Annotated in this window: 12 protein-coding genes; 2 read left to right on the top strand and 10 right to left on the bottom strand. The window is 43.8% G+C overall.

From position 1 onward, the window contains the following. Positions 1–146 precede the first annotated feature (146 nt). The gene (locus tag E1163_RS07150; protein WP_155170754.1) at positions 147–674 is read left to right on the top strand and encodes a hypothetical protein; all 528 of its coding nucleotides are present in this window, start codon (positions 147–149) and stop codon (positions 672–674) included. Between the two features lie 99 nt (positions 675–773). On the opposite strand, the gene E1163_RS07145 is transcribed toward E1163_RS07150, so the two are convergent. From E1163_RS07145 to E1163_RS07115, 7 genes are all read right to left on the bottom strand, one after another. Further along, positions 774–1109, bottom strand: coding sequence for a hypothetical protein (locus tag E1163_RS07145; protein ID WP_155170753.1), 336 nt, complete (start codon positions 1107–1109; stop codon positions 774–776). Between the two features lie 229 nt (positions 1110–1338). Next, positions 1339–1617, bottom strand: coding sequence for a hypothetical protein (locus E1163_RS07140; RefSeq protein ID WP_155170752.1), 279 nt, complete (start codon positions 1615–1617; stop codon positions 1339–1341). 241 nt (positions 1618–1858) lie between these two features. Beyond that, the gene (locus E1163_RS07135; protein WP_155170751.1) at positions 1859–2044 is read right to left on the bottom strand and encodes a hypothetical protein; all 186 of its coding nucleotides are present in this window, start codon (positions 2042–2044) and stop codon (positions 1859–1861) included. 17 nt (positions 2045–2061) lie between these two features. After that, complete coding sequence (locus tag E1163_RS07130) at positions 2062–2901, bottom strand: DUF6671 family protein (protein ID WP_185155997.1); 840 nt, start codon at positions 2899–2901, stop codon at positions 2062–2064. A 28-nt stretch (positions 2902–2929) separates the two neighbouring features. After that, on the bottom strand, positions 2930–5440 hold the full coding sequence (locus tag E1163_RS07125; protein ID WP_155170750.1) for a YbcC family protein: 2511 nt from the start codon (positions 5438–5440) through the stop codon (positions 2930–2932). Between the two features lie 31 nt (positions 5441–5471). Beyond that, complete coding sequence (locus E1163_RS07120; protein ID WP_155170749.1) at positions 5472–7151, bottom strand: proton-conducting transporter transmembrane domain-containing protein; 1680 nt, start codon at positions 7149–7151, stop codon at positions 5472–5474. Between the two features lie 33 nt (positions 7152–7184). Then, positions 7185–7490 carry a hypothetical protein gene (locus E1163_RS07115; RefSeq protein ID WP_155170748.1) on the bottom strand — a complete coding sequence of 102 codons (306 nt, stop codon included), beginning with the start codon at positions 7488–7490 and terminating at the stop codon, positions 7185–7187. An 87-nt stretch (positions 7491–7577) separates the two neighbouring features. On the opposite strand from E1163_RS07115, the gene E1163_RS07110 reads away from it, so the two are divergent. After that, positions 7578–8483 (top strand): LysR family transcriptional regulator, encoded by a 906-nt coding sequence (locus tag E1163_RS07110; protein ID WP_155170747.1) that lies wholly within the window; start codon positions 7578–7580, stop codon positions 8481–8483. Here E1163_RS07110 and E1163_RS07105 read toward each other — a convergent pair. The 3 genes from E1163_RS07105 to E1163_RS30465 all read right to left on the bottom strand — a co-directional run. Then, positions 8480–9178 (bottom strand): hypothetical protein, encoded by a 699-nt coding sequence (locus E1163_RS07105; RefSeq protein WP_155170746.1) that lies wholly within the window; start codon positions 9176–9178, stop codon positions 8480–8482. The two genes, E1163_RS07110 and E1163_RS07105, sit on opposite strands and share 4 nt — an antisense overlap. 45 nt (positions 9179–9223) lie before the next feature. After that, positions 9224–10162, bottom strand: a complete 939-nt coding sequence (locus E1163_RS07100) for a hypothetical protein (protein ID WP_155170745.1) — start codon at positions 10160–10162, stop codon at positions 9224–9226. A gap of 63 nt (positions 10163–10225) precedes the next feature. Next, a partial coding sequence (locus tag E1163_RS30465; protein ID WP_185155996.1) for a hypothetical protein occupies positions 10226–10829 on the bottom strand: 604 nt, incomplete at its 5' end.

The raw sequence follows: 10829 nt of genomic DNA, 5'->3' as shown, positions 1-10829 counted from the left end.
GGACAAAGGAAGAAATGAAAAGAGCATTTGATGCTGATCGCGAAAATCCAGAATATTACTTTGATCTGTTAATATATAATAGCGGGAAAAGTAGCAGTCGTTGAAAGGACTTAATTTAACGCTTTCTAATTCCTGACTCATCATTCATGATAGTAAAACTTTCATCAGACAATTCTCTTAGGAGATCAGACATCGATTATCTCGGTGGACACTTTAATTGGTTCAGTAGGATGGGGCTTAAAGGTACTGGCTCTACCAGGTTTATTTATTTGGATGGAATTTCGGAATTCGATGATATGAAAACTTTGTCACAAGACTTAAATACTGTTTCTTTTGAATTATTAAGGGGAGGGCTGGTCTTGAGGTTTTCAAAAAAGAATATTCAAAAGGCTTTGCTCATCAGGTACACAGACATCCTTTCCTTAACCGTTGTTTCACAAAGAATAAGAAAGTACTGGAAAGGTCGAGAAAGAATAGTGAAAAAGGCAGACATCACTATTGTATTCGGTGATAAAGAATTAGTACTTGGTTTATCTCCTTCGTACTATAAATCGGGCATTGATTTCTTATCCAAAAGACCTATTAAACAGTATTGCACCCATCGGCTCAACCCAGAAATTATAGAGGATAAAAACTTTACAGGATGGTTAAATTGGCTGGATGAACTATTATAATTTTATTAATTTAAATACGCTTAGGACAGCGAATAATAAAGCGAGGCTAACCCAAATAAATTAAAAAGAAGCTGCCTTCCCGGCAGCTCCTAAAAAAACTTAACACCTTCCCAACCTCTCAAGACTCTCCCACAAAATCTTAAGATCATAAAGAGCGGATTTTTCTTCTTTATCAAAACATAGATCGGTATGATAAAGAGCAAAATCATGGATCATTTTTAAAGACCTGATAAGATCATCAATTCCATGAAATTCAAGATGGCTTATAAAATCTGCTTGAATTGGTGATAGCGTTCTGTAATTTTCTGATACGTGACGTGTACCTGCCGAAGCATTTGTCAATTCAGATTTCTGACAAGGACTTTGACCATTTGGAGTTAGCATAAAAAAATGGATTAAGTTGAATAAAAGAGGAGAGGTCACTGCTAACTCCATCAAAGCGATGCTTCAGATAGGTCTCGGGACTTACACCCGTATGCCTCTCCAGGATCTTCTGTTTAAACCGAATTAGTGATGATAGCATCATGAAAATTTTGAAAGAGTTAGCATTTCAAAGATACTTAAAACCTCTAGAGAATTGAAGAAAAAAATCCTGATAATGAGCAAGCACCGTAATATTCAAACAATAGAAAAGAAGCTGCCTCCCCGACAGCTCCCCTAAAATTTACCGCCTCCTCAATTCCTCAAGACTTTCCCACAAAATCTTAAGATTAAAAAGAGCCATCTTTTCGGTGGTATCAACGGGTAAGTCGGTATGATACAGCGCAAAATCATGAACCATTTTTAAAGAATCGATTAGCTCGTCAATCCCCTGAAATTTGATAGAGGCAAGGAATTCTGCTTCTGATGGTGTTGGAATTTTTGATCCGCAAATAGATGGATCATAGATTTCATTTGAATGCTTATCATTGAAGCAAACATTTGGACCATTCTGTGTTGACATAAGAACGTTGGTTAGTGTGTAATAAAATAGGGAAGGTCACCGTCAACACATTCCAAGCAATGCTCAGATAGGTCTCGGGACTTACACCCGTATGCCTTCCCAGTATCTTCTGTTTAAACCGATATTGAATTTTTCGCATTGCGATTACTAAAATGTGTTGACATCGCAAATATACGACTAAAAAATAAACCGAGAGAAGAAAACCTGTAGCATCATATGTTCTTGCCATTTCAAGGCTTCATCACTTTGCATCCCTCGGGTTATTAAAAGAACTGATATGCACCACCGTCAAACCGGTAACAATGATCAGGGATTTGGAGAGCTCGTTGAGTATGATGTTTTCGATGTAAACGGATACCAAAAGGCCGGTAACCATCACAATTAAGGCAAAAAGTAACTGTATCTCTGTCAAAGTTTTATTTTTCATGTTCAGTTTTTTAAGGTTCATGGATTGCAGTAATCACAATACATGGGTTCTTCAAATGATTTATTGGGGTTGGGTCGTTCCCGGGTAAAACCACATTTTGAGCAGGAATAGATGTACGCTTTTATGGATTGGGTAGGGAGGTGGCACTGCATGCACCGCAGCCCTGTCTTTACATCGGTAATGCCAAAGCCAGGCATCTGGCACTTTTCGCACAAACTAACTGCCCTCTCCAGCATGGCATCAGTGGTTTCGGCTATTACCTCCATTCTTGTAGGGTTATATAAAGCCCTCATATCGGTTTCAATGAAAGCCTGGTCATAGGTCTCAACAATGACCTGAAACTTCCTGAGCAAATCCCTTTTTTCGGATATTCCTTTGAAAATCAATGCCTGAGGGGTTTTGTCGCTCCTTAAGATCAGGGCATGCGAGGGGAAGCTTGCCTGTTTGGCGAAGCTGATCACCTCTTGTGTGCTCTTGCACCATTGTCCGCCATAGTTGGTATGGGTGCTAAGTTTCCGTCCCACTATTTCCAGGTCATTCTTTTTGTCTACCAATAAGACCAACTCCTCATCACACGGCACAAACATGAGTGTAGGGTGTGCGCCAAACGACCCTTCACTGGCGATCGCCAGGTCACATCCGGTTGAGGCCATGGCCATTTCACACTTCTTTCTTGCCGTGGTAAGCGGGTCTGCCTGGCGCTCTACCTCACCGGTAAAGGTGCCCAACTGATCCGTATCCAGATTCTCCGGTACAAAGGGGAGCACTCCAAGTTTGGAGGCTACCTTCGGACCGATTACCTTTTCCTTGTTATGCTTCGTAGCTATGGCCAGACGCCTTCCCTGAAACAGGTTCATTGCTTCCTTAATCCTTTTATGTGCTGGATTATCGAATTATGTCAGATTCGAGACTTTCCCACTTTAAGCCGCCCGTATAGCGATGCGACACCCTGCCGAGCTCATCCATGGCTAGCAGGTGGAGCCAGCCATTGTCACATAAATTCCTGACGGCCGGGTGCTTTTTCAGTACCATGTTCATGGCTTCAACAGGCGCTTCTATGATCACATTTAATCTTACAGGTTCGTGCTGGTAATCCTCCCCGTTATGGACCGATTGCATAGGTAGTCCAACCCTGAGGTCTCCCGAGTAGCCTTCCAGCACACCTACGCCCGCTGTTACATTGTGCAGGGTTTTATTGCCTGAGCCAAAATGTTTGTTGTCAACCGTGGAGGCATAATATTGCAGGCTTATCCAGTTGGTCACTACCATTGGGGCGGTCATGATCAGTTCAAGCACGGCAAACCCCCTGTCCTTCTTCCAGTCGTAAGAGTGCAGGAAGCTCCTGCCGCCAAAGTCTATATCGCTGGTGCGGTGCCGTGGGGCAACTACAAATGCCGAGCAACCGGCCAGCCCCCACTCCGGACGTACCTGCGACCAATCTTTGCTTCGCATTTTTATAGCCTTGTCAGTATCACCTTTCAGTGACATGCTCAAAGCCCTCTCCATACGCGAAGTATAGCCGGCCCTGACCAATGCATTTTTGAGTTCGGGCAGCTCTTTCCGTTGTGCATCCGGCACTTCGTGCTCATTGTAAATGCTTACTTCATCTGTGGTAGTATCGTGAAGGCAAGCCAGGAATACGGTGTTTTCAGGGATGTTGATCCCTTCACCGGCCAGATGGGTTCGTACCTTTTTGTCATTCAGCACTGCTGCCGCAACTTTCGCATTAGCTTCCCCGCTGTGCCCCGCGCATGCGCCGCAATCGAGGCCGGTAGCATGAGGGTTGTTTACTGATGTAGAGCCGTGGCCGACAATCAACACAAACCGGGCAAAATTTTCGGTAAGCGACATGGCGTTCAGTGCATTTCTGGCCATCTGTACCCGTTGCTCTATGGGTATGCCCGTGGCCTGATCGTTATGCATATCATCTTCCAGGCTCACGGCTTTATTTTTAGAATGCCTGTCCTTTAACCCTACCTTATCGGGATGGGGTACCGGCCGGGTGAGCCCGAAGGAGTCGGTAAAGAGCTTGGGCAGGTAAGACAGGCCTATGGGACTTACAAAGCTAAAGCAGGTAATAGCGCCTGACTTAAAAGCTTTCCAAACCTGCCGGATCTGGTGTTGCAGTATACGGTGGTTGATGGCAAGTTTGTTTTCCTGCTCATCCGGGAGCTTTTCCATGACCGTTGGCCCATGCTGTATCAGTACCGGGCACTGCGTCTCCCCACCGGTATGTCCTATAGGTACATATTTGATTGGGAAGCCAAAGAAGCCCGCAAATCCCAGGGTTTCAATTCCGCTATCCGCCAGCTCTAAGTTTCTTCGAAAAACCTCTGACCGTACATCTATACAGAAAATGGCCTGTGCCTTGCTTTGACGCCTGGGTTTCCCGTTTATGACCGCAGGCTTTTGAAATTTGCCGATGATGTCGCGTTGAACCGCCAGGTCGAAAGCCTCCTGAAGGATGAGCTTTTGTGCTAGCTGCCGGTTGATTTCTTTTTGAACCGTAGCGGCAGATAAAACAATTTTTGCTTCATACCACTTTTTCTCTACTTCATCATGGTCTGTACACTGTAGCAGGCAGGCTTCCCAACAGGTGAGGATAGCCAGAAATGCGATCAGTTTGCCGTCTTTTCCTCCATAGAGTTCATGCTCAAAATCAAGCCGTGCGGCATATGCTGACCAGCCGCCTGCTTTTAATAGCAACCTGTGAAAGTATACCTCCAGGCTGTCCTCAGGCACTTTAAGGATGTCCAGTGCTTTTTGAGTAGCTTCCAACGGGTGGTCGGGCAGGGAATTGACCGTCTGGCGAAAGCCTCTCAGGCCTGCAATTCCGGGGGTCCTGTCTATGCGGGCTTCAAATTTCCAGGCTTCGAAAAGGTTATCCTGCTTATTGGCTGCTGACCATACCGCCTGACCATTGTCAAAATAAGAGGCAGCCCAGGCAGATATTCGTGAAGTGACAAAGCTGTTCCAGTCTTTACCGGTCAGTTGTGTGGCGATATCTGCAACTGTAGGTATTGGCGTGGCCTCCATGCCATTGTCATCCGTGCTTTTCAGTGCTTTGATAAATTCATCGACATTGCTCTCTGGTTCTTCAGGCCTTTTCCGCAATACAGTTTCAATGTCTTTTCTTTGTATTCTTCCCTCGTCAATTTTTTTCAGGTAGAATGAAACCGGCAAAGTCATTTGTATGCCCCCGATCGTTGCCAGGTCCTGGGCTACGTGTTCAAATTTTTTATCGGTCAGGCCCAGGTAAGGGTTTACCGCTACAAAATTTTCCAGAGGCCACACGGGTGCTATTTTTTTACATGCCTGTCGCATAGAAGCCTGTAGCCCAGCATGTTTGCCGAGATTGTATGCCACACCTGAATGTAATGATATGTTTTGACGCATTGTTGTTGAATTTTAGGGTTTAGGGCTGTTTTTAATATTTGTTTACAAAAACCGGTTGCTCTTTAAGGCGCTCCACGTGCATATACTCCACTTTTTTCAACTGCTCTGCCTGAAATTGCGCGATTTGCCTGCTCTCCGGCGAGTGGACCTTCAATGCGCTCACTGCCCTGTCAAACAAGGCATTGACGTACAGGCCGTTTCTAATGTGAATGGCGAAAGCCGTATAGACAGGGTTTTTAGCGAGTCCCGGAGCCAGCAACTGGATGAATACTGCTATGCCAAAGCTGAGCAAAATGACACCTGTCAGGATAATTTCCCCTAATCCTGGTGCCGATAGTTCGGGCAGTTGAGCAGACAACAAGTGGTGAAAGCCAGCCTCAAGGGAGAAAAATGCTGCAGCTACAATCAGGGCCAGTAATCCGGCACGCATGAGAAGGGCTATATTTCCTGCCTTACCCATGGCCGATACAAATAACCTCGACAGGCCCATGACCAGTATCGCTCCGATGGCCATTAGTGGTAACTGTTTCTCAAAGTCAATACCCCAAAGTGTAGCAAATCCTGAATAAACGGCCAGGGCAAGCACGATACCGATGGCAATCCTGAGCGGCTTATGAGGTCTCGCAGGTGAGAATATTTTAGATCCCCGGATCACATCTACTATACTGCCCGATGAAAGGAATGCATGTGCCTTATAAAATGAATGGGCTACGAGGTGAAGCATGGCGGCGGGGTAGACCCCCAAGCCACACACCAGCAGGCTGAACCCCATGTGGGCAATGCTTGAATAAGCCAGCGCAGTTTTGATAGAGGTCTGCGTGAGGTAAACCACCGAACCAAACAGCGCGGTAAAGCCTCCGATGATCATTAGTATATAGGGAGCATAAACACTTGCATCCATGAGGTACGCCATTCTGATGATCAGAAATGGCCCGGCGTTCAACAGTCCTGCATGAAGCAGGGCAGAAACCGGCGTTGGCGTTTCCATGACCTCAATCAACCAGCCGTGAGTGGGAAATTGCGCTGATTTTAACAGCGCTGCCAGCACCAGTAATATGGCTGCCCACTCTACGCCGGGAAGGTTGCCCCATGCCTGGCTGTTCCTGATCGCCGTAAAAATGGTTTCAAGGTCGCCTGTGCCGAACTGATCATACAGTAAAACCACTACAGCTAACAGACATATGTCACCGAGCCGCGCCAGTATAAACTTCTTTCTGGCTGCAATGAGCGCCCCGGGGCGGTGATCGTAGAAAACCAGCAGCCTGTGCAGGCAGATGCTGGTCAGTATCCAGGAGATCAAAAGCATCACCAGGTTGCCCGATAACACGAGCAACTGCACGGAGGCTATGGTAGCTGCCAGCCGGCCAAGGAAAATGCCCTGGCGCTGGTCTCCATCCAGATAATTAAGGCTGAACTTTACAATGATGAAGCCCAGCAGTGCTATCATGCCCAGCATAATCACACTCAGAGCATCCAGCCGCAGGCTCAGCCCCAGGCCGTTGTAACCGATAAGGCCAGTCTGCAGGAGGTCATGATTGATTACCAGTATGCCGCAGATTGCAGCTACCAGAATACCAACCGCAGTTGATGCTACACTCATGCGCTTGACGGCAGCCGGACGTATTCCGGGCTGAAACCAGGACATTAGCGCAGTAGCAGCAAAAACGGTTGGTGACAATACAGCGATGAACGCAGGAAGATTTTGAAACATAACTTGAGTTGTTCTGGTAGTTTTTTGAAATGGTTATATTAATTCCACGGAGATGCTGGATTTCAGCCTCACAGACTTGCCTGATAGCTTGGCTTCTTTCGCCAGCTCCTGGAAGGCCTCAAGCGAAGCTTTGAGTTCAGTGATCCTTTGCAATGAAGCATCATCTTTTAGCCCAAATCTGATTTGCTGGCTGAGCCCTCTCATTTCATGAAAATTGATTTTTTTAAGTAGCACATGGGTCACAATTTCCAGTGCCTCTTCCGGAGTATACTCTCCTTTGATCAGGTCAAACTTGCCTTGCATAGTTGTTGTTCCTTTAGTGTCTTGTATTGTTGTCATAATTGAAATTTGTTTATGATGCGAAGTTCTGTAAAACAATTCATAAGTTTTTATTTATCTTTATTATGAAATACATAAACAAAATTTATGAATTATACCATTCATCAACTCCAGATCTTCCTTAAGGTGGTGCAAAAGCGCAGCATCACGAAGGCCTCAGAAGAGCTTTTTATGACGCAGCCTGCTGTTTCCATACAGTTGAAAAACTTTCAGGATCAGTTTGATATCCCTCTCACGGAGGTGATCGGGCGGCAGCTTCACATCACTGATTTCGGAAAGGAAATTGCTACGATGGCCGAACGTGTGCTTGACGAACTGGACAACATCAATTACAAAACCCAGGCCTACCAGGGCATGATGACAGGGAAATTAAAAATCTCGTCAGCTTCTACAGGCAAGTATGTGATCCCTTATTTTTTAAGTGGATTTATGGAAAAGCACACTGGTATAGACCTGATATTGGATGTGACTAACAAAACGAGGGTAATAGAGAGCCTTAAAAACAATGAAATCGATTTTGCACTGGTATCTGTAATTCCGGAGCAGTTGAACATTGAGCAGGAACAGTTAATTGAAAACAAGCTGTATCTGGTGGGTAATACCCCTGAAAAAAATGAAAACAAACCTTTGATATACAGGGAAGAAGGCTCCGCCACGAGAATGGCCATGGAGCAGTACTTTGCGACCCACGAGAAGTACGCCAGAAAGAGGATGGAGCTTACCTCCAATGAGGCAGTAAAGCAGGCCGTAATTGCCGGGCTGGGTTATTCCATAGTGCCCCTGATCGGTCTGCATAATGAGCTGATGAACAACCAAATCTATATCCTGCCCACGGATGACCTGCCCATTAAAACCGATTGGTGCTTAATATGGCTAAAGGACAAAAAACTTTCCCCGGTAAGCCTGGCATTCCTTGAGTTTATCCGGTCCGAAAAACAAAATATTTTGCATGAGAGCTTTGAGTGGTACCTGTCGTATCGAAATGGAGATTAAGGGTTTATGAGTTCATTTAGGAGCTCTTTGTTCAACTCAATTAACTCGACCGTATCCTTTTCAGAGGCTGTAAAGATATCTTTGCATCCAGAGGTGTTATAATAGCAGATTGAAACCTTGTCGATTATTTTAGTTTTAATGTCTACAAATTTTATATCAACCTCCATGTGGTTTCTCATGGACTGGTGTGTGTAAGTCAGAGTTTCATCCTTCCAGGTAAGTTTTTTATAGTCTTTATATTTGATACTTTCTCCCCCTAAATTATCTGAATAGCCAAATTGTTGCAGTTGCTCAAATTTGTCTCCTGTTAGGATAATAATAAACGCTTCTGTGTCAAAATCATAAGAAGAAGGATTCGGTTCTTTTGTTAAAATAGCTGCAACGTCATTGTATCCATCATTATTGAAGTCTGCCTTTACATAGTCATACCCTTGATCAGTCTCGACAAGATTAAATTCATAGTCAATTGCTTCAAGAATTGTTTCGGCAAAATCATCTGAAATATTAGCTTCGGGCGTTTTAGTTTCATTATTAGTATTCTTATTTATGGATAACTCATCGGTTTTTAGGGAAACATTATTCAAGGAATCGGTAGCTTCAGTACCGGAAGAGCTTCCTGATGAACAGCCTAAAAGCGAGAGAATAACAATCGCCACTGCGAGTATAACGGATGAAGAGCTTTTTCTATGTGACATGTACTTTTAAAAGTTTGGTTGTGAGATCAAGGCAGACTTTATGAGTTAATCGATTTCATTGTGGTAGTCCTTATAGTTCCTTTCAAAGGTTTCCTCGTCTGGGAAACCATTGGGAAAGTCTATCGGCATAAATGCCCATCCAGGCTTATTGTCGTTGTGATCGGGAACAATATTCAATGATGAGAATTCATCGATGTACCAAGTTTGAGAGCTTTTATAATATTCATCGCCACTTTCGAAGTACTCTACAGTTACACGCAAGCTATCTATTCTCCCATCTATCAAATTTCCAGTTATCAAACCGGACCACATTTCATTTTCTCCAACCTTTCCTAGCATTGTTCCGGTAACTTCTGGAATTCCTTCGTAATATTTAAGTTCTATAATTACTGATCCATTTACATCTATAGCCTTATAGTGTTTTTTTGCAGCTTTGATGTGTGAGTAATCCACACTATTGCGCTCAATAAAACCTTGTTGTTCCGGGAATTCATTGATACAATTCACTAAGAGATATTCAGTGGCTAATTCTGGACGACTGGGATCAGCTTCAACTAGTTCAAAGGTAATGTTATTTGCCTTCTTCCACTTTTCTTTTACTTGTACCGTTTTTCCATTGATTTGATAGTTAACGTCTATTTCGAAAAGATAAGCATCGGTAGATACAATTTCGCCAGTAAAAGTTCCGGTCCAGAGGGGCTGATTTACATTTCTGCCAAAACAGATCCCTTCTAATTTTTTTTCACCTTCAGTATGAGTCACTGACATGTAGGCTTTGTCTCCCTTTGTATTTCTGAACCTGCCACAACCACCGAAATAACGATCATCGATTACCTCTTCTTTTACTTTTTCATTGTTGGCTAATGTTTTGGATGCTGTCTCGTTTGTTCTTGACCCACACCCAAATGTCAAAGACAACAACATAACAATGACTGCTAGTTCGTGCCTACTGCCATTTAAGAATGCAGATTTTAATACCTTCATGATTCAGTAGTGGGTGTTCTGATATATATGGTAAATGGCTTTTAACTTTTATACTTAATTCATTTACATGTGATCGTTAAGAAATTCCTTGTTTAGGTCAATTAATTCCAGTGTATCACTTTCGGAAGCAACAAAAGTGTCTTTGCAAGGTGAGTTATTGTAACATACTGAAACTTTATCAACTGTTGCTCTTTCAAAGCCTACGACTTTAATATCAACCTCCATATAATTTCTCATGGACTGGTGCGTGTAGTTTATGGTTTCATTCTTCCAGGCTAATTTTTTGAAGTCTTTATAGCGGATACTTTCGCCTCCAAGGTTTCCAGAGTATCCAAATTGAGCCAGAGAGCCACTTTCAAAACCAGTTAGTATCATCAGCATTACAGTGGTTTCAAAGTCATAATTATCGGGGTTTGACTCAAAAGTCATTAGAGCTACAGCATCATCAATATTATCGTTGTCAATATCAGCTTTTATGTAATCGAATCCCTGCTCTGTTTGCACTAGGTACAGGCCTTCTTCAACAGCATCCAGTATTGCTTGTTCAAAATCATTCTCTTCCAAATTTAAAGCTTCTGATACGGGCTCAGTTTTTACTTCATCATTCGCTTCTTCATTAATGGGGAGCGCATCAGCTTTTGCGGAATCAGTTGCTTCTGTATTGGAA

The sequence above is a fragment of the Fulvivirga kasyanovii genome (assembly GCF_009711405.1).
In the GTDB taxonomy this organism is placed as follows: Bacteria; Bacteroidota; Bacteroidia; order Cytophagales; family Cyclobacteriaceae; genus Fulvivirga; species Fulvivirga kasyanovii.
Note: the sequence above shows the minus strand (reverse complement) of the source record. Positions and strands in the feature narration are given on the sequence as shown.

Bases quoted from the DNA above. Each gene is read 5' to 3' on its own strand.
- E1163_RS07140 (WP_155170752.1), bottom strand. From the start codon at position 1,617: ATGTCAACACAGAATGGTCCAAATGTTTGCTTCAATGATAAGCATTCA.
- E1163_RS07110 (WP_155170747.1), top strand. From the start codon at position 7,578: ATGAATTATACCATTCATCAACTCCAGATCTTCCTTAAGGTGGTGCAA.
- E1163_RS07115 (WP_155170748.1), bottom strand. From the start codon at position 7,490: ATGACAACAATACAAGACACTAAAGGAACAACAACTATGCAAGGCAAG.
- E1163_RS07100 (WP_155170745.1), bottom strand. From the start codon at position 10,162: ATGAAGGTATTAAAATCTGCATTCTTAAATGGCAGTAGGCACGAACTA.
- E1163_RS07150 (WP_155170754.1), top strand. From the start codon at position 147: ATGATAGTAAAACTTTCATCAGACAATTCTCTTAGGAGATCAGACATC.
- E1163_RS07120 (WP_155170749.1), bottom strand. From the start codon at position 7,151: ATGTTTCAAAATCTTCCTGCGTTCATCGCTGTATTGTCACCAACCGTT.
- E1163_RS07105 (WP_155170746.1), bottom strand. From the start codon at position 9,178: ATGTCACATAGAAAAAGCTCTTCATCCGTTATACTCGCAGTGGCGATT.
- E1163_RS07125 (WP_155170750.1), bottom strand. From the start codon at position 5,440: ATGCGTCAAAACATATCATTACATTCAGGTGTGGCATACAATCTCGGC.
- E1163_RS07145 (WP_155170753.1), bottom strand. From the start codon at position 1,109: ATGGAGTTAGCAGTGACCTCTCCTCTTTTATTCAACTTAATCCATTTT.
- E1163_RS07135 (WP_155170751.1), bottom strand. From the start codon at position 2,044: ATGAAAAATAAAACTTTGACAGAGATACAGTTACTTTTTGCCTTAATT.
- E1163_RS07130 (WP_185155997.1), bottom strand. From the start codon at position 2,901: ATGAACCTGTTTCAGGGAAGGCGTCTGGCCATAGCTACGAAGCATAAC.